The organism is Gordonia sp. (in: high G+C Gram-positive bacteria) (genome assembly GCF_052106715.1).
GTDB lineage: Bacteria > Actinomycetota > Actinomycetes > Mycobacteriales > Mycobacteriaceae > Gordonia.
Genome location: NZ_JBQEDL010000028.1, coordinates 31,143 through 56,087 on the forward strand (window position 1 = coordinate 31,143; position 24,945 = coordinate 56,087).

The 24,945-nt window shown below is 65.5% G+C and carries 25 protein-coding genes; 5 read left to right on the forward strand and 20 right to left on the reverse strand.

Annotated features, from left to right (window positions below; all coding sequences use genetic code 11):
- Positions 1-209: 209 nt before the first annotated feature.
- Entirely contained in the window at positions 210-3,758 is a 3,549-nt protein-coding gene (locus ACTIMF_RS14095) for an indolepyruvate ferredoxin oxidoreductase family protein (RefSeq protein ID WP_442350924.1), read from the forward strand.
- A gap of 49 nt (positions 3,759-3,807) precedes the next feature.
- Here ACTIMF_RS14095 and mftD read toward each other — a convergent pair whose 3' ends face one another.
- From mftD to mftA, 4 genes are all read right to left on the reverse strand, one after another.
- Positions 3,808-5,025: a pre-mycofactocin synthase MftD gene (gene mftD, locus ACTIMF_RS14100; RefSeq protein ID WP_442350925.1), complete on the reverse strand. Its 1,218-nt coding sequence runs from the start codon at positions 5,023-5,025 to the stop codon at positions 3,808-3,810.
- Positions 5,026-5,303: 278 nt separating this feature from the next.
- On the reverse strand, positions 5,304-6,557 hold the full coding sequence (mftC, locus tag ACTIMF_RS14105) for a mycofactocin radical SAM maturase (protein WP_442350949.1): 1,254 nt from the start codon (positions 6,555-6,557) through the stop codon (positions 5,304-5,306).
- A gap of 20 nt (positions 6,558-6,577) precedes the next feature.
- Positions 6,578-6,952: a mycofactocin biosynthesis chaperone MftB gene (mftB, locus tag ACTIMF_RS14110; RefSeq protein ID WP_442350926.1), complete on the reverse strand. Its 375-nt coding sequence runs from the start codon at positions 6,950-6,952 to the stop codon at positions 6,578-6,580.
- The gene (mftA, locus tag ACTIMF_RS14115; RefSeq protein WP_442350927.1) at positions 6,952-7,044 is read right to left on the reverse strand and encodes a mycofactocin precursor MftA; all 93 of its coding nucleotides are present in this window, start codon (positions 7,042-7,044) and stop codon (positions 6,952-6,954) included. Before mftA ends, mftB begins: the two co-directional genes overlap by 1 nt.
- A gap of 141 nt (positions 7,045-7,185) precedes the next feature.
- On the opposite strand from mftA, the gene mftR reads away from it, so the two are divergent.
- From mftR to ACTIMF_RS14130, 3 genes are all read left to right on the forward strand, one after another.
- Positions 7,186-7,791 carry a mycofactocin system transcriptional regulator gene (mftR, locus tag ACTIMF_RS14120; RefSeq protein ID WP_442350928.1) on the forward strand — a complete coding sequence of 202 codons (606 nt, stop codon included), beginning with the start codon at positions 7,186-7,188 and terminating at the stop codon, positions 7,789-7,791.
- A 76-nt stretch (positions 7,792-7,867) separates the two neighbouring features.
- The gene (locus ACTIMF_RS14125; RefSeq protein WP_442350929.1) at positions 7,868-8,926 is read left to right on the forward strand and encodes a 2Fe-2S iron-sulfur cluster-binding protein; all 1,059 of its coding nucleotides are present in this window, start codon (positions 7,868-7,870) and stop codon (positions 8,924-8,926) included.
- 69 nt (positions 8,927-8,995) lie between these two features.
- Positions 8,996-9,394, forward strand: a complete 399-nt coding sequence (locus ACTIMF_RS14130; protein WP_442350930.1) for a DoxX family protein — start codon at positions 8,996-8,998, stop codon at positions 9,392-9,394.
- 4 nt (positions 9,395-9,398) lie between these two features.
- Here the strand turns inward: ACTIMF_RS14130 and ACTIMF_RS14135 are convergent, their stop codons facing one another.
- The 10 genes from ACTIMF_RS14135 to ACTIMF_RS14180 form a co-directional block, all read right to left on the reverse strand.
- Entirely contained in the window at positions 9,399-10,124 is a 726-nt protein-coding gene (locus ACTIMF_RS14135; RefSeq protein WP_442350931.1) for a DNA alkylation repair protein, read from the reverse strand.
- Positions 10,125-11,327, reverse strand: coding sequence for an NAD(P)/FAD-dependent oxidoreductase (locus ACTIMF_RS14140; protein ID WP_442350932.1), 1,203 nt, complete (start codon positions 11,325-11,327; stop codon positions 10,125-10,127).
- Positions 11,328-11,405: 78 nt separating this feature from the next.
- On the reverse strand, positions 11,406-11,891 hold the full coding sequence (locus ACTIMF_RS14145; RefSeq protein WP_442350933.1) for a hypothetical protein: 486 nt from the start codon (positions 11,889-11,891) through the stop codon (positions 11,406-11,408).
- Positions 11,888-12,472, reverse strand: coding sequence for a hypothetical protein (locus tag ACTIMF_RS14150; RefSeq protein WP_442350934.1), 585 nt, complete (start codon positions 12,470-12,472; stop codon positions 11,888-11,890). The genes ACTIMF_RS14145 and ACTIMF_RS14150 overlap by 4 nt, the downstream gene beginning before the upstream one ends.
- Positions 12,469-12,963 carry a hypothetical protein gene (locus ACTIMF_RS14155; RefSeq protein WP_442350935.1) on the reverse strand — a complete coding sequence of 165 codons (495 nt, stop codon included), beginning with the start codon at positions 12,961-12,963 and terminating at the stop codon, positions 12,469-12,471. Before ACTIMF_RS14155 ends, ACTIMF_RS14150 begins: the two co-directional genes overlap by 4 nt.
- Positions 12,960-13,526 (reverse strand): hypothetical protein, encoded by a 567-nt coding sequence (locus tag ACTIMF_RS14160; RefSeq protein ID WP_442350936.1) that lies wholly within the window; start codon positions 13,524-13,526, stop codon positions 12,960-12,962. The genes ACTIMF_RS14155 and ACTIMF_RS14160 overlap by 4 nt, the downstream gene beginning before the upstream one ends.
- A gap of 10 nt (positions 13,527-13,536) precedes the next feature.
- The gene (locus ACTIMF_RS14165; protein WP_442350937.1) at positions 13,537-14,421 is read right to left on the reverse strand and encodes an SDR family NAD(P)-dependent oxidoreductase; all 885 of its coding nucleotides are present in this window, start codon (positions 14,419-14,421) and stop codon (positions 13,537-13,539) included.
- Between the two features lie 59 nt (positions 14,422-14,480).
- Positions 14,481-15,080 (reverse strand): TetR/AcrR family transcriptional regulator, encoded by a 600-nt coding sequence (locus ACTIMF_RS14170; RefSeq protein WP_442350938.1) that lies wholly within the window; start codon positions 15,078-15,080, stop codon positions 14,481-14,483.
- Positions 15,080-16,417, reverse strand: coding sequence for a cytochrome P450 (locus ACTIMF_RS14175; RefSeq protein ID WP_442350939.1), 1,338 nt, complete (start codon positions 16,415-16,417; stop codon positions 15,080-15,082). Before ACTIMF_RS14175 ends, ACTIMF_RS14170 begins: the two co-directional genes overlap by 1 nt.
- Before the next feature lie 114 nt (positions 16,418-16,531).
- Positions 16,532-17,593, reverse strand: coding sequence for an o-succinylbenzoate synthase (locus ACTIMF_RS14180; protein ID WP_442350940.1), 1,062 nt, complete (start codon positions 17,591-17,593; stop codon positions 16,532-16,534).
- Positions 17,594-17,723: 130 nt separating this feature from the next.
- Here ACTIMF_RS14180 and ACTIMF_RS14185 point away from each other — a divergent pair, with 130 nt between their 5' ends.
- Complete coding sequence (locus ACTIMF_RS14185; RefSeq protein WP_442350941.1) at positions 17,724-18,686, forward strand: oxygenase MpaB family protein; 963 nt, start codon at positions 17,724-17,726, stop codon at positions 18,684-18,686.
- A 28-nt stretch (positions 18,687-18,714) separates the two neighbouring features.
- Here the strand turns inward: ACTIMF_RS14185 and ACTIMF_RS14190 are convergent, their stop codons facing one another.
- The 6 genes from ACTIMF_RS14190 to fusA all read right to left on the reverse strand — a co-directional run.
- Positions 18,715-19,395, reverse strand: a complete 681-nt coding sequence (locus ACTIMF_RS14190; protein WP_442350942.1) for a nitroreductase — start codon at positions 19,393-19,395, stop codon at positions 18,715-18,717.
- Positions 19,396-19,455: 60 nt separating this feature from the next.
- On the reverse strand, positions 19,456-19,917 hold the full coding sequence (locus tag ACTIMF_RS14195) for a flavodoxin (protein ID WP_442350943.1): 462 nt from the start codon (positions 19,915-19,917) through the stop codon (positions 19,456-19,458).
- Positions 19,918-19,959: 42 nt separating this feature from the next.
- Entirely contained in the window at positions 19,960-20,712 is a 753-nt protein-coding gene (locus ACTIMF_RS14200) for an alpha/beta fold hydrolase (protein WP_442350944.1), read from the reverse strand.
- A gap of 79 nt (positions 20,713-20,791) precedes the next feature.
- A complete protein-coding gene (locus tag ACTIMF_RS14205) occupies positions 20,792-21,619 on the reverse strand; it encodes a mycofactocin-coupled SDR family oxidoreductase (RefSeq protein WP_442350945.1) in 828 nt (275 codons plus the stop codon).
- 219 nt (positions 21,620-21,838) lie between these two features.
- Positions 21,839-23,029 carry an elongation factor Tu gene (tuf, locus tag ACTIMF_RS14210; RefSeq protein WP_442350946.1) on the reverse strand — a complete coding sequence of 397 codons (1,191 nt, stop codon included), beginning with the start codon at positions 23,027-23,029 and terminating at the stop codon, positions 21,839-21,841.
- A 202-nt stretch (positions 23,030-23,231) separates the two neighbouring features.
- A partial coding sequence (gene fusA / locus ACTIMF_RS14215; protein ID WP_442350947.1) for an elongation factor G occupies positions 23,232-24,945 on the reverse strand: 1,714 nt, incomplete at its 5' end.

Here is a 24,945-nt window from a genome sequence, read left to right on the forward strand (position 1 = left end):
CAATTAACTGAACTTGAAGATACGCGATGAACGCCACATCCGCCAGACCCCCATTCGATCATCGAATCGTCAGTGACGTCCATCACAGATTCCGATACTGTGAGAAGCAGGTCGCACACCCCCCGCGGCCTGCCAGTAAACGCCCGCTCCGTGACGTCCCACCACCCCGGGAACCGACCGCAGCCGACACCGCAAGGCCAGGTGAACCCATGACCGTCGCAGACGAGAGTGCGCGCACGCACTCCGATTCGGGAAGCTCTCCCACCCCCTCGGGCCTCGACGACCGCTACGTTTGCGAGTCGGGAAGCATCTATCTGACCGGCATCCAGGCGTTGGTCCGCATGGTCCGCGACCGCGCCGCCGTCGACCGCCGCAACCGATTGCGGACCGGATCGTTCATCTCCGGCTATGAAGGATCACCGCTCGCGGGCTACGACCTCGAGATCGCTCGACGCGCGAGAATTCTCGCCCCGTGGGACATCACGCATCGACCAGGACTCAACGAGGAGATCGGCGCGACGTCGGTCATGGGATCGCAACTCGCCGCCAAGGTCGGCACCCTGTCGGCCGATGCGTCGGGCGCAGTCCGCGACGGCATCGTCGGCTACTGGTACGGCAAGGCCCCCGGCCTCGACCGCGCGACCGACGCACTGCGGCACGCGAACCTGATCGGCACCCACCCGAGAGGCGGAGCAGTCGCACTCGTCGGCGACGATCCGGGTGCCAAGAGTTCCACCGTCCCCTGCGCGTCCGAGATGGCCCTGGCAGACCTGTACATGCCGATCCTCTACCCTGCCGACAGCGCCGACATCCTCGACTTCGGAGTCCACGCAGCACTCATGAGCCGCGTGTCCGGGCTGTGGACGTCATTGAAGATCTCCGCGCACGTCGCAGACGGAGCCTCGAGTGCCGTCGTCGACCTCGACCGGTTCACCGTCGAGTACGGCGGCCTCGGAGCCAGCCCGCACGTCCCGTCCGGCCGACTCCTCGGCGCCAGCCTCATGGAGCTCGAACAGAATCAGCTCACCACCCGACTGCCCCGCGCCACCGAGTACGCGCGACTCAACGGACTGAACCCGATCGTGCAGTCCACCGGCGACGACCGGATCGGCATCGTCGCCGCGGGCAAGACTTACCTCGATGTCCGAGAATCACTGCGTCGCATCGGCATCGGCGACGACGACCTCGGGCGGCTCGGGATCCGCATCCTCAAACTCGGGATGGTGTACCCGATGGAACGAGAGACCCTGGACCGCTTCATCGTCGGGCTCGACGAGGTGATCGTCGTCGAGGAGAAGCGCGACTTCGTCGAGACCATGATTCGCGACATCCTGTTTCGCAGAACGGACGCGCCCGCCATCGTCGGCAAGGCCAACGAAGACGGTTCCACCCTGTTCTCCCGGTTCGGCGAACTCGACGTCGACGCCGTCTCCCACGGCCTGGCGACCCGCCTCGCGTCCCGACACCGCATCGAACCGGCGCAGCGCTGGATGGACCGGAAGAACGCGACGCGCGAACGCATCCTGTTGCCGCTGGCCGTGCGAACCCCGTACTTCTGTTCGGGCTGTCCGCACAACAGCTCGACGAAGGTCACTCCGGACACGATCGTCGGAGCCGGGATCGGCTGTCACGCAATGGTCCTGCTGATGGAGCCCGAGCAGGTCGGCGACATCGCGGGCGTCACCCAGATGGGTGGTGAAGGCGCGCAGTGGCTGGGCATGGCTCCGTTCATCGATGAGAAGCATTTCGTCCAGAACGTCGGCGACGGCACGTACATGCACTCCGGCTCGCTGGCGGTGCGCGCGGCCGTCGCGTCCGGCGAGAACATCACGTACAAGCTGTTGTTCAACGGCACCGTCGCGATGACCGGCGGCCAGGATCCGGTCGGTCAGATGAGTCTCCCCCAGATCCTCGCATCACTACAGGCCGAGCGGGTCGCGAAGATCGTCGTCACCTCGGACGATCCGTCGCGCACCCGCGCTCTCGATCTGCCGAAGGGAGTCGAGGTCCGACACCGCGACGACATGCTCGCCGTGCAGCGCGAACTAGCCGAGATCACCGGGGTCACCGTCTTGGTCCACGACCAGCACTGCGCGGCCGAGAAACGCCGCAAGCGCCGTCGCGGGAACGCAGACGCGGACGGACCGAACAGCCAGTTCGCGATGCCGAAGCAGCGGGTGATGATCAACGAACGGATCTGCGAGGGCTGCGGCGACTGCGGCGCGAAGTCGAACTGTCTGTCAGTGCACCCGGTAGACACCGAGTTCGGCCGGAAGACGCAGATCGACCAGAGTTCGTGCAACCTCGACTTCTCGTGTCTGGCCGGCGACTGCCCCGCCTTCGTGACCGTCACCCCGGGAACGCACCGTTCACGCGAGCAGGTCGCGCCGATCGACGCAGCCGACATCGCGCTGCCGCCCCGCACATCCGCCGCCAGCGACTTCGCGATCCGCGTCACCGGCATCGGTGGTACCGGTGTGGTAACGGTGTCCCAGGTTCTCGCCACAGCCGCGACCCTGGACGGGCTCAGCGCACGCACCGTGGACATGACTGGCCTCGCACAGAAGGGCGGCGCGGTCGTCAGTGACATCAAGGTGTCCTCGACGCCTCTCGAACAGGCGGCGAAAGTCGCGTCCGGCGACTGTGACGTCTATCTGGCTTGCGATCAGCTCGTCGGAGCAGACCCGGCCAACCTGAAGGTCGCGTCGAGCGAGAAGACCACCGCCGTCGTGTCGACGACCAAGGTGCCGACGGGATCGATGGTCATCGACACGTCGATGCAGTTCCCGGAGGCGTTCGCGATTCGGTCGGTCATCGACGACCACGTCGCTCGCTCGGTGTACCTGAATGCGGGACGGCTCTCCGACGACCTGTTCGACGACGAGCAGTACGCGAACATGCTCATGGTGGGCGCAACCTTTCAGACCGGCTCGCTCCTCCTGTCCGCGGAGTCCATCGAGCGAGCCATCGCGCTCAACGGGGTCGCCGTCGACGCCAACCTGCAGGCGTTCCGGCGAGGACGCCAGGCGGTCGTCTCCCCCGACGACGTCGTCACCGCAATCGCGTCGATCCGAACGCCGGTACCTGAGTATTCTCCGAGCGCGGCGGCCGAGCGGGCCGCGTCGAGCCTCATCGGCTCCGGTGACGACTTGTCGGCCGTCCTCGAGCGCCGATACGACGAGCTGATCGCCTATCAGAGTGAGACGTACGCACGAACTTGGCTGCGCACAGTTCGCCGTGTCCACGACGCGGGGCACGGCGACCGCCTGACGTCGGCGGTGGCTCGCAACCTGTACAAACTGATGGCGTACAAGGACGAGTACGAGGTCGCCCGCCTCACCGACGACGCCACATTCGCTGCGACGATCGCCGACGAGTTCGGCGACGACGCGAGGGTCGCCGTCCGACTGCATCCGCCGATGCTCCGCGAGATGGGGATGACGAGCAAGATCTCGTTGGGCTCCTGGGCCGATCCGGCTCTGCGCTGCCTCGCGAAGATGAAGCGCCTGAGGGGGACCCGACTCGACCCGTTCGGCCGCGCCGAGGTCCGCCGCATGGAGCGCGCACTGATCGACGAGTATCGCGCCGCCCTCGACGAGATCCTTGCCTCGCTCGGCACCTACCCGTCGCCCGAGCGCGTCGCCGCAGCGACAGCGATCGCCGATCTACCCGACATGGTCCGCGGCTACGAGAGCGTCAAGACAGCCAATGTCGCGCGGTATCGCGCCGAGATGCGGCGGCAGTTGGACGCGCTGTGATCGGCCCTACGGTTCGACCGGCGGTCGACCTAACACCGGTGAGCGTCGTTCACGCACCGAAGACGCGCTCGAATCCCTCGGGAATGATCAGGTCGTCGCGCGAGAGGTCAGCCACGTCGTTCTTGCCGATCCCCATGAGTGCGGAGTCCAGACCCATTCGCATCAGGTCGAGGACGTTCTCCACGCCCGCCTGTCCGTTCGCTGCGAGGCCCCAGAGATAGGCGCGGCCGATCATGACGGCCTTCGCCCCCAGCGCGAGCGCCTTGGCCACGTCGCTGCCGCGGCGGATGCCACCGTCGAGGAGGACGTCGAGGTCGCCGCCGAGTTCGTCGGCGATCGGCCCGAGGACACGGATCGTGGCCGGGGTGCCGTCGAGATTGTTGCCGCCGTGGTTCGACACTGAGATCGCGGTGGCGCCGATGTCACGGGCACGCTTGGCATCGTCCATGCGCGTGATGCCCTTGACCATGAATTCGCCGCCCCACTGCTCGCGCAGCCATTTCAGGTCCTCCCAGGTGGGCGGCGGCGTGTTCATCCACTGCCCGTACACATCGAAGAACGTCGGGCCGGGCTGCCCCGGGTGCGCGATGTTCGGGGCGCTCAAGTCGGGAACCAGGAGTTTGCCGTCGCGGAACCAGCTCAGCGCGTACTTCGGCTTGGTGATCATCTCCGGCGCCAGTTTCGCGACGGCGCGGAGGTCGACCTTCTCCGGGATCTCCGGACTGCCCCAGTCGCGTCCGACGTTGAACACCCAGTCGGTGGTGACTATCAAGCCCTTGCAGCCAGCTTCCTTCGCGCGCATCGCACGAGCCAGGATGTCCTCGCGACTGCCGAGCCAGTAGATCTGGAAGAACGTCTTGTCGTTGACGGCCGTGACCTCTTCGACCGGCTTGGAGGCGAAGCTCGACAGGCCCATGGCCGTGCCGCGGTTCGCTGCGGCCCGAGCGACGGCGACTTCACCGTCGGGGTCGACCGCCTGCACACCGGTCGGCGAGATCATGACCGGGAACGGGAGCTCCTGACCCATCACCGTCGTCGTCAGATTCCGCTCGGGCGTGGTGCCGATGACGTGCGGAGCGAACCCCAACTCGGTGAACGCATTCATGTTGTCGTTCACGGTGATACCGGCCTGTGTACCTGCGACCAGCGAGGAGTACACGGTCTTCGGCAGCCGCTTGCGAGCACGCTTCTGCGCCTCGCCGACGGTCTCGAACCACGGGTTACGACGCCACGGATTCTTCTCGGCGAGTTCGGACAGCTTGGACATGGATGAGTTTCTTTCCTAGTAAGTAAATAAAGGTGGCGGAGTCGCGGCCCTTGATCGAGGTCCCTCCGTTGATCGAGGTCCCTCCGTTGACCGAGCGGAGTCGAGATCTCGACTCCGCTCGATCAACAGCGGGGCCGCTCGATCAACAGCGGGGCCGCTCGATCAACAGCGGGGCCGCTCGATCAACAGCGGGGAGCCCGATCAGCGGGGAGCCCGATCAACAGCGGGGAGCTCGAACAGCGGGGAGCTCGAACAGCGGCGGCGGTAGGCGATCGACCTCAGCAGCAGTTGGTGGACGAGCAACCACTCGCGGTGGTCGGAGCGAACCCTGCGAGGGGATTCTCGTCACAGTCACGTGTCGGCGGGCGAGTCATCAGCGTGAGCGGGACTCCGCGTGAATGATCTTTGTTCGCCGTCGGCTTGGAACGGTCGCCTGCGAGGAGTTCCTCACCGAAGCCCTGCACGCACTCAGGGTCGGGGCCGGCGAGCGGCAGACCGGTGAAGAACTTCGCCGCCATGCAGCCACCGCGGCACGCGTCGAAGTGCTGGCATTTGGTGCACGCGCCTGCGTTCTGCGGCTCGCGGAGTTCGGTGAACAGGTCACTGTTCTGCCAGATCTCCTGGAATCCGCCTTCGGAGGTGACGTTGCCCGCGAGGAAGTTCTCGTGGATCGCGAACGGGCACGCATAGACGTCGCCGATCGGATCGATCAGGCACACGACGCGACCCGCGCCGCACAGGTTGAGGCCGGGCAGACCGCTTCCGCCCGACTCGGAGAACGCCGCAAGGTGAAAGAAGGAGTCGCCGGTCAGCACGTTGTCGCCGTGCGCGACGAGCCAGTCGTACAACTCGCGCTGCTGCTCGGGCAGCGGGTGGAGGTCGTCCCACACGTCGGCGCCACGACCGGACGGACGCAGACGGGTGATCCGCAGCGTCGCCCCGTAACGGTCGGCCAATGCCTTGAAATCGTCGAGCTGCGAGACGTTCTCGCGGGTCATGACGACGCTGATCTTGGCATCCTTGAAACCGGCGTTCGCGAGGTTCTCGAGAGCGCGGACGGCCATGTCGAACGAGCCGGGGCCGCGGACGTTATCGTTCACCTCCGCGGTCGCTCCGTCGAGCGAGATCTGGACGTCGACGTAGTCAGATGCGGCGAGACGGTCGGCGATCTCCGGCGTGATCCGCAGACCGTTCGTGGAGAACTTGACGCCGACCTGGTGACTGGTCGCGTAGTCGACGAGCTCCCAGAAGTCGGGGCGGACCGTCGGCTCGCCGCCGCCGATGTTCACATAGAACACCTGCATGCGCTGCAGCTCGTCGATGATCGCTTTGCACTGCTCGGTGTTGAGCTCTCGCGGGTCACGCTTGCCCGAACTCGACAGGCAGTGCACACACGACAGGTTGCACGCGTAGGTCAACTCCCACGTCAAACAGATCGGGGCGTCGAGGCCCTTCTCGAACTGGTCGACGAGGCGTCCGACCTTCGGCGGCTGCTGCGGCGCGAGGCCGAGCGGCGGGGTCATCGACGGCATGACCGGGGATTCCACGGTGGTCACGGATTAACTCCTTGATCTGCGGAACGATCGGCCTGCGGGATGATCATTCCGGACTCACACAGCGCGGTCAGCGCCTGCGAGTACAACGGACGGGCGTCGTCGGTGACACCCGCGGCAGCGAGCGCCGCGTCGGCGCTCGGATGCTCGGCGAGATCGCGAACGATTCCGACGACGGTCAGGTTCTTGAGGAATGACAGCTTGCGCGTTCCGAAGTGGTATAGAAGCGCACCGAACGGTTCCGGGCGCAACGCCACCTTGGGGTTGAGCGTCCACGCTGCGGCGGGATCGAAGACGGGCGAGGTCGGCGGGTGCGGCTCGCTTCCGGCGACCGCAGAACGGTCGCCGGAAGCAATGGTCGTTGCAGTCGTCATCAGTAGACGCCGCACATCCCGTCGATGGACACTTCCTCCACCAGCGACTCCGCGACGAGATCGTCGTGAGTCTGGGCTGCCTGCTCGGCCATGTGAACCAACCTCCTGATGTAGATAATTGTGGTTCGAGACACACCGTAACGGCACTGGGTGCATAATCGCAAGGGAATCGCGAGAATATCTGCCACGTAGCATGCGACCAGCACAGACGCGATCAATCAGAAGGGTGGTACATGACGGCGAAACACTCCGGACCGCTCGGCGGCCGCCCGGCCGCCACCACTCGCGGCCGGTTGAGCGACATCGCGATCGGCCTGTTCACCGAACAGGGCTTCGACGAGACGAGCGTGGACGACATCGCCGCCGCCGCGGGCATCGCACGTCGCACACTGTTTCGCTACTACCCGTCGAAGAACTCGTTGGCGTGGGGCGAGTTCGGCGATCACCTCGACGGCCTTCGCGCCCTGCTCGCCGAGACGCCCGAGGACGTGCCACTCGGCGAGAGCCTGCGGTACGCTCTGGTCGAATTCAACGAAGTTCCCGACGAGATGATCGAACAACACCGCCGCCGGATGTCCCTGCTTCTGACAGTGCCTGCACTCCAAGCGCATTCGATGCTGATGTACGGCGACTGGCGACAGGTGATCGCCAAACACTGCGCCGACCGTCTCGGTGCGGCACCCGATGGCCACACTCCCCAGACGGTGGCCTGGATGACCCTCGGAACAGCTCTTGCCGCCTACGACACGTGGCTCGCGACCCCTGGATCCGACCTCGCCGAACTCATGTGGGCCGGATCACAGACACTCGTCGACGGGGTCGGCAGCCTAGGCCGCTGACCGTTGTCGACCGACCGCACGACCACTGATATTCTCAATAGAACACGTTCTAGTTCTTCTCATAGAGAGCGCACGAATGACCGACCTGACCCCGCACAGCACACGCAGCGCGATCCTCACCGTCGCCGAGGTGATCGAGGAGACCGCAGACGCGCGCAGCATCGTCTTCGATGTTCCCGACGTCCACAGCGACAAGTTCGCGGATTACCTACCCGGCCAGTTCCTGACGCTGCGGATCCCGAGCGAGCGGACCGGATCGGTGGCCCGCTGCTACTCGCTGTCGTCGGCGGCCAAACACGACGATCTGCCGAAGGTCACCGTCAAACGCACACCCGAGGGGTACGGATCCAACTGGATCTGCGACAACCTCGCGGCAGGCGCCCAGATCGAGGCGCTACCTCCGTCGGGTGTGTTCACGCCGTCGAACATCCACGCACCGATGCTGCTCATCGCCGCAGGATCGGGTGTCACGCCGGTCATGTCGATCCTCAAGACCGCGCTCGCCGACGGCACGGGGCCGGTGACGTTCTTCTACGCGAATCGCAGCGAGAACGACGTCATCTTCGGCGCCGAACTGCGTGAACTCCAGGACCGTCACCCGGGGCGCCTCACCGTCGTCCATTGGCTCGAGTCCGTCCAGGGTCTGCCGTCGGAGAAGAAACTCGCGACCCTGTTCGGTCCGATGTCGCAGACGCACACCGCGTATATCTGCGGCCCCGGCCCGTTCATGGACGCGGTGCACGCCGGGCTCGCGAAGGCCAAGTTCGATCACCACAACGTGCATACCGAGATCTACAATTCCCTCCAAGGCGACCCGTTCGAGGACGTCGACCTCGGTGAGGTCAGCGAGGACGAAGCGGCCGCGGCCGCGCAGGTGGAGGTGGAACTCGACGGGGAGACCCACGAGATGTCGTGGCCCCGTTCGCGCACCCTCATCGACATCATGTTGGCCGCCGGACTAGACGCGCCGTACTCGTGCCAGGAAGGTGAGTGCGGCTCGTGTGCCTGCACCCTCACCGAGGGGACCGTCGACATGGAGGTCACCGGCGCCCTCGATCCCGAGGACATCGAGGACGGCTACATTCTCGGATGCCAGGCTCGCCCGACATCGGACAGGCTGCGCATCGAGTTCTGAGCGAACTCCTGTCGGCATCAGTGCGCTCGGCGGGGCGGATTCGAAACGACCTCCGGCTAGACTCGAACCATGCTTCACGACCGTCTGGTGCGCGCGTTGTCCGCCATGCTGCTGCTTCCCGGGGTGCTGCACTTCCTCACGCCGGAACCGTTCGACTCGATCGTCCCGGAAGAGATCCCCGGCCCGAAGCGGCTCTGGACCTACGCTTCCGGCGCCGCCGAAGTCGGTATCGGCGCTGCGGTCCTCGCCCCTCGAACGCGTCGCACCGCGGCCGGACTGGCCGCGATGCTGTTCGTCGCAGTCTTCCCCGCGAACGTCAACATGGTTCGCCTCTGGGTTGACAAGAGCCCGCTGATGAAATCGATCGCCTGGGCACGACTTCCCCTGCAGATCCCGATGATCGTGCTGGCACTGCTCGTGCGACGAGCCGCACGCAAGCCCGAGACCCAGCAGAAGCCGATCGACTGACGATTCACCGCATGCTGCGGTACCGCGCACGGTCCGCCGGTGGCAGGTGCTCGAGCGCATACGACAGCGCGGTCCGCCCCAGCTGCGCGGCATACCCGTCCAGGTAGTCCGTCAGAACGGTTCGGTCGATGCGTTTGCCTGCCTCGCGCAGCATCCATCCGAACGCTTTCTGGATGAGGTCGCGACGATCGTCGAGAACGAATGGGGCGACACCGAGAATCGCGTCCGCCCGCCCCGCTTTGATGAACGCGGCCGTACCGACGATCCCAACACGGCGTCGCCACAGGTCTTCTTCTGCCGCCCACTCGAACAACTCCGAGCAGTCGCCGCGGGCCAGAAGATACGCGCCCAGGATCGGATCAGCCGAGCAGTCCACCAGGTCCCAGTTGTTCACCCGTCCAGCGCGGACGGCGTCGCGGTACTGCGCCACCCAGAGGGCTTGATCGGCGCCCCGGGAGTCGAAGTTCGCCGTCAGGGTGAGCAGTGCGAGATGACGCGCTTCGTGCAACGGACTGTCGAGGAGGTCGGTGATCGTCGCGGCGGGCGCCCCCTGGAGCGTTCGGGCGAGTCGACGTAGTTCCGGCACTCGGATGCCGACGAACTCGTCGCCTGCACCGTACTCCCCCTGTCCCGTCTTGAAGAACCTCCGTGACTGCGCGGCGCGAACCGGATCTCCGAGGTCGACGAGAACGGCGAGGATCTCATCGGCTGAGGCCTCCGGGCCGAGCACTCACCCCTCCAACACTGCAGACACCGGCGTCGGTGTCTGCAGGAACCGTCTCGTCTTCATCACCTTTCCGGCCCGGCCTGCGCCGATCACGCCGGTCAGGATGCCGTCACGGCTGTAATAGGCGAGAAACTTGAGGCCGTCCTCGTCGGCGACGTGGACTTCGTCGTCCGGGTGCGGCGCGCCGAGCATCTGGATCTTGAGGCCGAACTGGTCACTCCAGAAGTAGGGGACGCCTTGATGGGCGATGGTGTGGCCGAGTAGGTGGGCGGCCACGATAGCGGCATGGTCGACGACATGGTTCCAATGCTCGACGCGACGGTGATCGCCGTGCGCGTCGGTCCAGTTCGCGGCGTCGCCCAGTGCGTACACATCCGCCGCGCTCGTGCGGCCCACCCCGTTGCAGGCGATGCCGCCGCCGGACTCACGAGGGGCGAGTTCGATCCCCGACCCCTCGAGATAGTCCAGGTCCGGATAGCCGCCAATGCCCACGACGACGAGGTCAGCGTCCACGCGCTCGCCTCCCGAGAGCACCACCCCGGACACCGCTCCGTCGTCACCGACCATGATCTCGTCGACCCCGCTGCCGGTCCGCAGATCGATTCCCGCGCCCGTGTGCATACGGGTCACCATCTGCCCGACCTGCTCGCCGATCGCCGTCGCCAGTGGAGTCGGCGTCGGTTCGATCAGCGTCACGGGGACATCGAGTTCGTGCAGACTCGCCGCAACCTCACAACCGATGAAACCCGCGCCGATCACCGCTGCGTGCGTCGCCGAGCCGGCCGCTGCACGCAAGGCGAGCGCATCGTCGATCGTGCGGACCACATGCACCCCGGTGACGTCGTCGGCGACGCCGGGGAACTTCCGTGCCGCGAGTCCGGTCGCCAGGACGAGTGTCCCGAAGGCGACGTCGCTGCGTTGGCCGTCGTGTTCGACGGTCACGGTGTGCCCGTCCGGATCCACCGCGACTACGCGAGTATCGGTCCGAAGATCGATGTTCTGCTCCGCATAGAACTCCGCAGGTTTGAGGTCGACACGTTCGTCGGCCCCGGTCACCACACTCTTCGACAGCGGCGGGCGATCGTACGGCGGGTGGGACTCCTGCCCGATCAGCACGACGTCGCCTGAGTATTCGCCGTTACGCAGGTTCTCAGCCAGGCGGACACCGCCCAGCCCTGCGCCCACAATCACGATGGGATCGTTCACAGATATGCCCTTCGAGGTCTCGATGATCAGGCGCGGTCCGTGCGCCGAGCGCCACGCATCGCTCCATAGCGACGCATATCACTGAGGCGACACGGGTGTGAGCCGCGCCAACAGCCAATGACCTTCGACTCTAGTCATCCATGCCCATCGTGCGACACCCACCTGAGCCGGAGAATCGGTGTGATCTCCGACAATGACGGTCTGCTGGGCGAAGACCAGCACCCTGGCCGACCGTTCGGAGTGGTCGACAGTGGCGGCATCGGTGACGTCGACCGTCATCGTCACCTTGGACGCGACCGCCGAGGGGAAGACCACGTCGGGTCCGCGGAGCGCGTAGTCGGCGCCCAACGCCCCGGTCAGCGACGCCTGCACCGCGGCGCGACCCTCCGGTGGGTCGCCGGGCGCGAACGTCATCAGTTTCCCGACGGCGGAGGCCGCCGCCTGCGCAGTCGCGGCGTCCGGGCTCGCGGGTTCCCGGTGGGCGTTCACGGCCAGGATCCCGAAGACGACGGCGATGATCACCGCACACGTGCCGATCGCACCGCAGACCCTGCGCCGCGTCATGAGATCACCTGCGTCTGCGAGACGAGCCACCCGTCGTCACTCGGCGTCATCCGCACTCGCACGGTGACCCGGCTCGTCCCGTCTCGACCACCGATCAGGCTCGGGTCGGCCGCCTGCGCGACGACAATGACGTCCGCGGCCTCGCCAGTGGCCGACTCGACTCCGGCCGACACCACCCGACCGTCGGGGCGCACCTGAAGTCCGCTGACGTAGGCGGTGAGTGCGTCTCGGCCCGTGCTCAACCGTTCGCGCTGTTCACCGGTGCTGCCGTCGACGATTGCGTCGACGTACCCCCGCGGGTCAGCCGGATCCGGAGTCAGCATCGTCGTGACCGCAGACGTGGCGTCCTGAACGGCATCGGCGGTCTCGACGTCGTCCGCGGACAGGCCCCAGAGACCGACACCGAACGCGACTACCGCGACGACGATCATCGCGACGACGGCGAGACGGGACGCCGCGTGACGACGGCGCGTCCGTCGCCGCAGTTCGGCTGCCGCAGCGATTCGGGCGAGACGCTCGTCGCGGACTGCGTGGTCGTACTGTGCGCGGGCCTGCCGTACCCGCATCGGCTCCGGCGTCACAGTTCGTCCACCCCAGACAGGAGCCAACGATCGTCGACCTTGGCCAGACTCGCCTGAACGGTCCGATCGGTGGTCTGGACCGCGCTCCCGCGCGGTGTCACGCGCACTCGTGCAACGACGAGCGCCGTCGCCGAGTCGCCGTCGACGTCGACGGCGGCCGTGTCCAGCACTTCCCACGAGACCGACACGACGCCGTCCGGCGGGCCGACTGCCAGAGCTGGTGCCAGCGACGTCGACATCGGCTCGGCGAGGTAGGTCCTCGCTTCCTGACGGTCCTGCCGCCACGTGCCCTCGGATACCGAGAAGACATGCGCAAGAGCCTCGCCTGCCTGAGAGGACACCGCACCGCGATCCGATTCGGCGGCGCGTACGTTCGATCGGTGGTCCAGTCCGACGACGCACACCGCGAACCCGGCCACCAGGAGCACCACCGCTGCGGTCGCCGCGAGGATGGTCGTCCGAGTGATCGGTTGCTCCAGTCGCGTCGTCATTGGAGCACCTCGACCGCTGCGATCTTGAGTTCGTCGTCTTCCGGGGTCATCAGCACCCGCATACGGAAGTCGCCTGCGGCGGCGTCCTGCCCCGTCGAGGTCGCCACGCGCACGCTCGCGGCGACGAGCATCAGCGCCGAGTCGTTGTCTCGGCGGGCGAGCCCGACCCCGTCGATCGAACCGTCACCGCGGGTCTTAGCCGACGTGACGAACTGCGTGTACGCATCGGCCGACTGCGCGAACGCATCGTGGAACTCGCCGGTCGACCCGGACAGAATTCGACCAGCGCGGCCTGGGTCGTCGCTGTCGGCTTCCAACAGGAGAGCCACCCGGTCGGTGGCCGCGGCCACGTACTCGGCGTCCGAATAACGGCGCGGGGCCACCGTGTACTGCCAGACCGCGACACCTGCCAGCGCCACAGCGACCACAGTCAACACGATCACGAGGCCCTGCTTGCGCCTGGAGTCACCGGCCCCGTCGAGCACCGAATCGAGTTCCCGACGGCGCTGAGTCACCAGCCTGCGCGCCGCTCTCCACTTCCTGGTCGGGCGATCGATGGTCATGCGCGCAACACTAATCGGTGTTGCCCGCCTGACCGATCCGCCTGCTGTATGCGGCACGCGCCGACTGGTCTGCGTCCACGAACATCGTCTTGGTGCCGGTCACCCCGGCCAGCCAACGCTTGACGCCGATCGGCATCGCCGGAGTGACGTCCACCCAGCGCAGCGACATCGGAGCCATGGCCCGCACGCGTTGCGTCGCAATGGTGGTCAGCACTTCGCGCCCCACGACGTCGGTGTCGACGCTGCGCACCATGGAATTGGTCTTCAGCCCGGTGACCAGTGCGGTGTTGGTGAAGGACGGCAGGACCGCCGAGACACGCACACCCCGCGGCGCGAGTTCGAAGTCCACGGTCTCGGAGAACTCGATGACACCGGACTTTGCGCCGTTGTACACCGACAGCCCGGGCGCGGCGAGACGGCCTGCGACGGAGGCGATGTTGACGATCTGGCCGCCGCCGCGGGTCACCATGCGGCGTGCTGCTGCGCGGGTCCCGAGAATGACGCCGACGAAGTCGATCTCGACGGTGCGGCGGATGAGCGACTCGTCGTAATCGAGGAATGACCCGACCGGCATTATTCCCGCGTTGTTGACGAGCACGTCCACCGGCCCGACTCGCTCTTCGACGACGTCGAGGAAGCGGTCGATCGACGCCGCATCGGTGACGTCGAGTTCGACGCCTTCCACTCCGAGGTCGGCGGCGGCCTTGCCGACGGCGTCACCGTCGATATCGCCGAGTGCGACCCGACCGCCCGCCGCGATCACTTGCTCGGCGATCTCGAACCCGATACCCCGCGCCCCACCGGTGATGGCGACGACTTTGCCGGAGACTCCGGTACGGATCTTCGCGAGTCGGCGGTCGGCGCGCCCGCTCGAGAGTCGATCGAGGACAGACATGGAACTCCTTCATGGGCGGTACGAGGTGGGGCCGAAGAGGCCGGCGGCAGCGCGGAAGATCAGCGGATCATCGGCGCCAGATAGGTCGCAGCGAGGTGCTGCGCATACTCCACAGTCTGTCGCCCGGGTTCGGCGCTGGGGACTTCAAGGAATGAGATAACCAGTCGCACATGCAGTTCGACGGCTTCTGACAGTTCGTCGTCTGGCATCTGCGCGCCTGCACGCCGCAACGTCGTCGCCACCCTCGCGGTCACCATCTCGATGAACAGCGAGCTCATGGTGGTCGCGGTGATGGTGCGCAGTTCGACGTCTTCGAGCACCATGCGACGTAGCAGCGGATCGGTGTGGACCATCTCGGCGCCCGCGGTGAACGCCGCGACGACGGCGTCCGACGGTCCTAGGCCCCGCACCGTCTCCTCCAACCGGGACAAGCCCTTCTCGAACGCGTCGTTGGCCACCGACAGCAGCAGGCTGTCCTTGTTCGGGAATCGGCGATACAGCGTCGAACGACTGACGCCCGCAGCCCTCGCCACCTCGTCGATGTTGGCACGGCGTGCGCCGACGGCGGAGAACTCCTCTGCTGCCGCCGCGAGGATCGCGGCCTCCTGCGCCGACGGCGGCGACGTGACCCGTGCCTTCCGGCTGGTCTCGGTCGCCATCAGCGACGCCTAACCTGGACGGGCAGCTTGTCTCTCGGGACCGGCAGGGCGCTGTAATCCATCGGCATCTCGTAGTCCGCGGGCACCGTCCATTCGTAATCGCGAAGCAGGTGATGCATGACGGTTTTGATCTCCATCTGTCCGAAGTACAGCCCGATGCACTTGTGCACGCCGCCGCCGAACGGCATCCACGCCATCCGGTGTGCCTTGTCTTCAGCACGCTCGGGCGAGAAGCGTTCGGGGTCGAACAGGCTCGGGTGCGAGTAGATCGCGGGGTCGCGATGGTTCGACATCTGGGGCACGACGACCATCGTGCCTTTCGGGATGAAGAAGCCCTGGACCTGGGTGTCCTTGATCGCCATGCGGGGTTGTGCGGGGACCGGTGGGCACAGCCGGAGCGATTCGCGCATCACGAGGTCGATGACGTCCATGCCTGCGAGATCGTCGTACGCGAGACGGTCGCCGAGTTCGAGCGACTGCTCCCGGGCGCACTGCTGCCACTGGGGATGCTTGGCCAGGTGGTACGCCATCTGGGTCATGGTGATGGTCGACGTGTCGTGTGCGGCCATGAGAACGAAGATCATGTGGTTGACGACGTCCTCGTCGGTGAATGTGTGCCCGTCGTCGCTCTCAGCATGGCAGAGCACCGAGAACAGGTCTGGGGTCTGCGCGGCCCGCTTGGCGGGAATATGCCGGTAGAAGAACTCTTCGAGAACCTTTCGGCCGCGCAACCCCTTCCACCAGCGTCCACCGGGCACCGGCTTGCGGACGTAGGCGACGCCTGCACGCACGGTGTCGATGAACGCTTTGTTGATGCGGTCGGCTTCGTCCTGGGGCAGTTCGAGTCCGAGGAACACTTCGAGGGCGACGTCGAGGGTGATCTGTTTGAGTTCGGTGAACATGCGGACGTCACCGGTCGGGAAACGTGTCATGCGCTCGGCGATCATCGGCTGCATCTCGTCCAGATAGCCCTTGAGGATCTTGGGTGTGAAGGCCGCCTGCAGGATGTGTCGGTGGTGGCGGTGCTCGTCGAAGTCAAGGAGCATGACTCCGCGGTTGAAGAACGGGCCGATGAAGTAGCTCCACGCCGGCGCGTTCGCGAACGCCTTCTGCTTGTTCATCAGGATCTCGTTGGCAGCTTCGGGGCCGGCAGCAGTCACGATGCGCACACCGAGTGCGTTGAGTCCTAACACGTTTCCGTACCGAAGCAGCTTCTCGTCGGCGAACGTGAACGGATCGCGACGCATGCTGATCACTTCCAGGACCCCATTGCGATCACTCATCGGCACCGGCAGCAGTCCGCTGTCGGTCTCCGACTGCGCGAGGAAATCCGTCATCGCTTCTCTCCCAACCGTCGCGCGACGCCTTCGTGACGTCACTCACTTCCATTGGAACAGATTTACGTATTTGTTTCTAGCCCCTCGTCTCGTTTCGCTTCACGCGACGGACTCTCATCCGCCGACGAGCAACGCATGGGATCGACGCAATCGGTCGTGCCACCACTGAGTGCGCTCGGCAGACGCGAGCGGCAGATCCGCCATCGGCGTGATACTACGGAGCGCCACACGACCGTCCTCAACATGGAACGAGGGCGCGACGTCGCGAGTGAACATCGCGCCGGTGCCCAATCCGCACGCGCGATGAAGGTTCGGCAGCGCGGCCGCGGCGGCGACGCCGGAGGACATGCCGACGGCTGTGTCGAGAGCGCTGGAGACGACGACGTCCATCGGCAACCGGGCAGCGACCTTCAGGAGCGACCGCATACCACCGAGGGGCGCCACCTTCAGGACTGCGATGTCGGCGGCATCGGCTTTCGCCACTCGCATCGGGTCGGTGGAGCGACGGATCGACTCGTCCGCGGCGATCGGGACCGACACCGCCCGACGGACCTCGGCGAGTTCCTCGACAGACCGGCACGGCTGCTCGACGTACTCGACGTCGCCGATCGCGGCAATGGCCTCGATCGCCTCGCCGACGCTCCACGCGCCGTTCGCGTCCACTCGCACGGTCGGGACGAGTTCACGCGCCGCGGCGACGCGGTCGACGTCGTCTGCCAATACTTGTCCGGACTGGGCGACCTTCACTTTGACCGTCCGCGCACCCGGATACCTTCCGATGATCTCGGCGACCTCGTCGGCGGACACCGCGGGCACGGTCGCGTTGACATCGACCACGTCCCGCAACGGTTCCGGCGCACCGAGATACGCGGCTTCGATTCCGGCCGCGAGCCACACTCGTGACTCCGCATCGTCGTACTCGGTGAACGGAGCGAACTCGCCCCACCCCGCCGGACCGGAGAAGATCATCGCCTCGCGCACCGTGATGCCGCGGAACGCGGTCCGCATCGGCAGCGACACCACCCGAGATGCGGCGATCAGGTCGTCTACCGTCGGCATAGACGGCGGCGGGGCGTCCTTCGGTTTGAGCCGGAACGTCGTCTTCGGGTTGCGCCGGTCGTCGGACGTGCCGAACGGTGACTGCTTGTTCTTACCGGAGGGCTGCGAGAACACCATGCCGCCAGCGTAGTGGGATCACCGGTGCGCGTGATCGGTTGACGACCCGGACGGCCTGCGACTTCGGGTCACAGACCATGTTTTGGCACAATCTATTCATTTTGTTCCAAAGTCGCGTTACGCTGTCGGCATGACCTCTACTGCAGACTTCGACGCACAGGTCCGCGAGGCGGAGCCCGCCGTCGTGGACGGCGACGACGTCGACATCGATTCACTCGACCTCCGACTCGGAGCCGACTCACTGGTCTGGAAGTTCTACGGCGACACCCGGGGGCTCCTAGGATTCCAACGCCTGGCGGGCACCGAGAACTGCATCGAGCAACTCGCCCAGGGCGTCGAGGACCATTCGGTCATCTTCAGCGACTTCCTCGGCCGCGCAAAGAGATCCGGACCGCCGATCATGCGAACGGTGTACTCCGACCGACCGCACCAGTGGGGGCACCGGGTCCGCGACTTCCACCGCGGCATCAAAGGCACCATCAGCGACGGATCGCGCTACCACGCACTCAATCCGGAGTTGTTCTACTGGGCGCACGCCACGTTCGTCGACCAAGTCCTGTACATCACTGACACATTCATTCGCAGACTGTCCTACGAGGAGAAGGTTCAGATCTTCGAGGAGAGCAAGGTCTGGTACCAGCTGTACGGCGTCTCGGCCCGCAGCCAGCCGCAGACATACGACGAGTTCTGCGCGTACTGGGAGTCGATGCTCGATCGATTCGTCCCGACTCGGACCATCGTCTATGCGACCGGCTACCTCCGTAAGGGCGTCCCCGGACCGAAATGGATGCCGAAACCGTTGTGGCGCATCGTGTCAGTACCCATGAATGCAGCACTGAGAACAGTCGTCGTCGGAACGTTGCCGCAGCAGATGCGCGATGTCTGCGACCTCGATTGGAGCGAGCGCGACCAACGGAACTTCGATCGTTTCGCCGCGTTCATGCGAAAGATCAACCCGCTGATCAACAGACTGCCGCTCAAGGCGCTGTACGTTCCGTGGGCTTACGAAGCGTGGGAGCGGACCGGCGTCGACCCGCGCACGCTCTACAACACACCGACTCCCCCACGCGAGCAGAGCCTGCGCCCCGCTTAGGCCAGAACGTCCCGCTTAGACCAGCACATCAAGGCAAGCCGACCACGACGTCGGCCAGGTCGGCACGTTCGGTGCGGAAGCCGTTCGCCGGGTGCCCCTCGTCTGCGTAGCCGATGGAGACCGCGCAGACGATGTTCCGGTCGTCGGGGATGTCGAGGTAATCGTGGACGAAGTCCGAGTGCATCGCGATCGCCGCTTGGGCGATCGTCGCGAGCCCGAGGCTCTGTGCAATGGTCAACAGCGACGACACGTAGGCGCCGCAGTCGACGGCCCCGTACGCTCCCAGCGCCTTCGGCGATGAGATCACCGCGACGTGCGGTGCGCCGAAGCACCGGAAGTTCTCCACCATCTGCCGCGGCCGGCCTTCCTTAGCGTCCCGGGCGAGGCCGACCGCGTTATAGAGAGCGAAACCCGCGCCGCGCCGGCGATCCTGATAGACGCCCTCGTATCGGCTGGGCGGATCGATATCCATCACCGCGGGGTTGCCCGCCGTGACCCATTCGGTGAGCTTCGCGCCGAAGTCCGCGGCGTCGGCACCGCTGACGAGCGTGACCTGCCACGCCTGCGAATTGCACCACGATGCCGTGCGTTGAGCACTCCCGAACAATGCGCGCAACGTCTCGGCTGGCACCTGATCGGTACGGAACCCGCGGCAGCTGTACCGCCCGGCGAGTACACGGTCGACGGCGTCGTAATCAGCGTTCGTCATAACGACACTCTTGCATGTGCGAAGTACCGCGCCGCAACCGACCGAGCGAGTGCGAGCAGATCAGGACGTGGCGATCCGACGCGCATAGGCCTGCGCGGCAGCTAGATCGTTCGTCGTCGGCGCGTCTTTGTTCACTCCGCCCACCAATGCGAGCGGCCCCATCGTGTCGAGACCTCGGCAACTGAAAACCGAGTCGACGACCTCGAACCCACGGTCGCTCAGCGAGCGCGAGAGCGTGCGGGAGTACCGACGCAACGGCGTCTCGGGCAATCCGCTCGTCGAGAAGACGAAGGCTCGGCCTCGATCACGCGGTGCGAGAGTTTCGATCCGCGCCGTCAGCCCCGGAGCGAACGACATCCAGTAGATGCCCGAGCCCCAGCCGACGAGATCGGCGGCATCGATCTCGGAGTCGGACACGTCATCTGGTGCGACCACGGTCGCCTCCAGTGGCTCGGCCATCGCCTCGGCGATCCGGAGCGTGTTCCCGTGCGACTTCGAAGCGACGACGATCAGCGAGTTCATCGCTCGATCTTCACACGGAACGCGGCGCCAGGCCAGTGATGGTCACGACAGATGGGCGAGAACGGCGTCCGCGAACTCGTCACCACGATCACGGTGGACGCTGTGTCCGGCGTCAATCGTCAGGAAGTCGCCGGCCGGCAACGCATACGCCAGATCCCGCAGGTGCTTCGACGGCAGGAAGCTGCGTCGCCCGCCGGAGATCACCAGGGTGGGCGCGGTGACCTTCTGCAGACTGCACCACCACGTGGGCTCGGCGACGGCGAACGCCGACAGCACCGGTTCGCCCAGCGCACGATCGAACCGAAGGAAGGGCGCGGGGTTGGCGACGACGGCGCCGATCCCTCGAATGCGCTCACCCAGAGTCGCCGAGGGCGTCACCTCGTCGGCGAGATCGGTGTCGTCTCGCGGCATGGGAGGAATCTCTTCGAGCACGATCCGCCGTGCCCGATCCGGTGCGGAGATTGCATACCGTAAGGCAGTGTGGGCACCCAATGAGTGCCCGACCAGATCGACCAGTTCGGCACCGACTTCGTCGATCACCCTCGCGAGATCGTCCCGGAAGTCGTCGAGTCGGTACGAGTCCGCTGGGCCGGTACGGCCGTGGCCCCGCAGGTCGAAGCTGACCACCGTCCGGCCGGCCTTGCGAAGGCTACTCGCCAGGGGCCGCCACGTCGTGCGATCGCCGCCCATTCCGTGCACGAGGACCACCGGGACCTTCGACGAGTCGAGCGGCCCGGAGATCTGAATCGACGACGACAGACCGCCGCGCGGGGACACTCGACGGGAGGAAGGCATGGCCTCCAGCCTAGCTTCCCTCCGCTGAACCGATCCTGCCGGTTCGGGTGCGCCGCAGACTCTCAGCTGTCCGAGGGCGTCAGAGCAGCATGGTGCCCATGTCGACGGCGAGCGACTGTCCGGTGACGAAGCGCGCCTCGTCCGAACAGAGCCAGGTGACGGCGTTGGTGATCTCCTCCGGCTCCACCGGGCCGTGCCCCATCACATTCGCCATCCACCCGCCGGGCGCATCGTCGGACAGGTCCTTCTCGAAGAACTCGTTCTTGATCATCGTGGTCGACACCCCCGCCGGGATGACGGTGTTGACTCGGACGCCGTGCTGCCCCAGCACCATCGCGAAGTTCCGCATCAACGACAGCACACCGCTCTTCGCCGCTCCGTAGCCCATCTGCCCTGGGTTGAGCATCTCCTGCTTGTACGCGACGCCGATGAAGCTCGACGTCGAGCCGGTGATGACGATGGCACCGCCGCGATCGCGCTCGATCAGACCCGGGGTCACCGCCCGAAGCGTGTAGTAGACGCCGTTGAGCATGATCGCGACCGAGTCGTCCCACGCCGCCATCTCGTGCTTCTTCTCGCCATAGCTCGCCATCACGCCCGCGTTCGCGAGGACGATATCGATGCCGCCGAACTCGGCTTCGACGCGGGCCACGGCCGCCTCGACTGCCTCCTGGTCACGGACATCGCACTGGATCGCCAGTACCTGGGCGCCGAGATCGGTGAGTTCGCGCTCAGTCGACGCCAGGTCTTCCAGCGTAGACGTCGGGTACACGACCGAATCGACTTGCGCCGCAATGTCGAGGATCGCGACGTCGGCACCTTCACGTGCCAGCCGCAGAGCATGCGAACGCCCTTGGCCGCGAGCACCACCGGTGATGAGTGCCTTCTTGCCGTCGAACCGTCCCATAGTGTCCTCCACAGTCGTATCGCGAGTCTCGGCGTCGTTGCGCGCCCCTTGATCGGTGACTCAGATAATATCAATCATATGCATAGTTTCAAACTGGGCCCAGTCGGCGGTCGAGCCCGGCCGGGCGCTCTTCGGCCGGCGACAACGAAAGAGTCCCGCTCCGACGAATCGGAGCGGGACTCTTTGGTGAACTCGTTACGAGATCAGCTGGTCACTCGATCACTTGATGATCTTCGTGACGCGACCGGCACCGACGGTGCGGCCACCCTCGCGGATCGCGTAACGCAGGCCCTCGTCCATGGCGACCGGCTGGATGAGCTTGACGCTCATCTCGGTGTTGTCGCCCGGCATGACCATCTCGGTGCCCTCGGGGAGGGTCACGACGCCGGTCACGTCCGTGGTGCGGAAGTAGAACTGCGGGCGGTAGTTGTTGAAGAACGGGGTGTGACGGCCACCCTCGTCCTTCGACAGGATGTACGCCTGGCCCTCGAACTCCGTGTGCGGAGTCGTGGTGCCCGGCTGCACGACGACCTGGCCACGCTCGACGTCCTCACGCTTGAGGCCGCGGAGCAGGAGACCGGCGTTGTCGCCCGCCTGAGCCGAGTCGAGCAGCTTGTGGAACATCTCGATACCGGTGACGGTGGTCTTGGTGCTCTTCTCGCGGATGCCGACGATCTCGACGTCAGCGTTGACGTTGATCTCACCGCGCTCGACACGACCGGTGACGACGGTGCCACGACCGGTGATCGTGAAGACGTCCTCAACGGGCATCAGGAACGGCTTGGCGGTCTCACGGACGGGGTCCGGGATCGACTCGTCGACAGCAGCCATCAGATCCTGAACCGACTTGACCCACTTCTCGTCGCCCTCGAGCGCCTTGAGTGCCGAGATCGGAATGACCGGTGCGTCCTCGTCGAAGTCCTGGTCGGCCAGCAGTTCGCGGACCTCCATCTCGACGAGCTCCATGATCTCGTCGTCGTCGACCATGTCTGCCTTATTCAGTGCGACGAGGATGTAGGGAACGCCGACCTGGCGGGCCAGGAGGACGTGCTCGCGGGTCTGCGGCATCGGGCCGTCGGTGGCGGCCACGACCAGGATCGCGCCGTCCATCTGGGCAGCGCCCGTGATCATGTTCTTGATGTAGTCGGCGTGGCCCGGAGCGTCGACGTGAGCGTAGTGACGCTTCTCCGTCTGGTACTCGACGTGGGAGATGTTGATCGTGATACCACGAGCCTTCTCCTCAGGCGCCTTGTCGATCTGATCGAAAGCGAAGCTCTCGTTCAGTTCCGGGTACTGGTCGGCCAGCACCTTGGTGATGGCCGCCGTGGTGGTGGTCTTGCCGTGGTCGACGTGACCGATGGTGCCGATGTTCACGTGCGGCTTGGTCCGCTCGAACTTCGCCTTCGCCACTTGATGTCCTCCTGGACTTCTCTGCGCCACCGGGTGGTTCCCGGTCGGCGGTATGGGTTCCCCGTATCGAAACTATTCAGCAACGCTACCGGGAGGCTTATTACATGGTCCCCGATCGGCGACGGGAGCCGCCGACCGGGGTATTGGTTTGTCCACGCTGGGGTGGTCCGCCAATGGTTTCCGCCAAGACTACGGACGAGTACTACTCGCCCGTCGCCTTCGCGATGATCTCCTTCGACACGTTCGCCGGAACTTCAGCGTACGAGTCGAAGACCATGGAGTAGTTTGCTCGGCCCTGAGTCTTCGACCGAAGGTCGCCGATGTAGCCGAACATCTCCGACAGCGGAACCTGAGCCTTCACGACTCGAGCACCGCTGCGCTCCTCCATGGCCTGGATCTGACCACGGCGGGAGTTCAGGTCGCCGATGACGTCGCCCATGTAGTCCTCCGGAGTCGTGACCTCGACGGCCATGAGCGGCTCCAGGATGACAGGCTGAGCCATCTTCGCAGCCTCCTTGAGGGCCTGCGAACCGGCGATCTTGAAGGCCATCTCCGACGAGTCGACGTCGTGGTACTGACCGTCGAGGAGAGTGAGCTTCAGGTTGACCAGCGGGTAGCCGGCCAGCACGCCGTACTGCATCGCATCCTGCGCGCCTGCATCCACAGACGGGATGTACTCGCGCGGGACACGACCACCGGTGACGGCGTTCTTGAACTCGTAGGTCGCGCCCTCTTCCTCGGCGTCGACCAACGGCTCGAGCTTGACGATGACCTTCGCGAACTGACCCGAGCCACCCGTCTGCTTCTTGTGGGTGAACTCGTGCTTCTCAACCGTCTTACGGATCGTCTCGCGGTAGGCCACTTGCGGCTTACCGACGTTGGCCTCGACCTTGAACTCACGCTTCATCCGGTCCACGAGAATGTCGAGGTGGAGCTCGCCCATACCGCCGATGACAGTCTGGCCGGTCTCGTCGTCCAGGTTCACCGTGAACGTCGGGTCCTCTTCGGCGAGCTTCTGGATCGCGGTGCCGAGCTTCTCCTGGTCGGACTTGGTCTTGGGCTCGATCGAGACCTCGATGACCGGGTCCGGGAAACTCATCGACTCGAGGACGATCGGAGCGCTCGAATCACACAGGGTGTCACCGGTCGTGGTGTCCTTGAGGCCGATCATCGCGTAGATGTGGCCGGCCACGGCGTCGTCGACCGGATTCTCCTTGTTGGCATGCATCTGGAAGAGCTTGCCGATGCGCTCCTTCTTGCCCTTGGTGGCATTGAGGACCTGGGTGCCCGGCGCGACCTTGCCCGAGTACACGCGGACGAAGGTCAGCTTGCCGAAGAACGGGTGAGCTGCGATCTTGAACGCGAGCGCTGAGAACGGCTCGTCGCGCGACGGCTTGCGGGTGAGGACTTCGTCCTCGTTGCCGACGGCGTGACCGGAGATCTCGCCGATGTCCATCGGGTTCGGCAGGTAGTCGATGACGGCGTCGAGCATGGGCTGAACGCCCTTGTTCTTGAACGCCGAGCCACACAGAACCGGGTAGATCTCGGAGTTGATCGTCATCTTGCGGATGGCGGCCTTGATCTCGTCGATCGTGAGCTCTTCGCCACCGAAGTACTTCTCCAGAAGCGCCTCGTCCGACTCTGCGACGGTCTCGAGCAGCTTCTCGCGCCACTCGTTGGCCTTGTCGACCAGATCGGCGGGGATCTCCTCGATGGTCGGCTCGGCACCGATGGCGACGGTTCCGCGCCAGGTGATGGCCTTCATCTCGAGAAGGTCGACGACGCCGTCGAAGTTGTCCTCGGCGCCGATCGGGATCTGCATGACGAGCGGCTTGGCACCGAGACGGTCGATGATCGTCTGCACGGTGAAGTAGAAGTCCGCGCCCAGCTTGTCCATCTTGTTGACGAAGCAGATG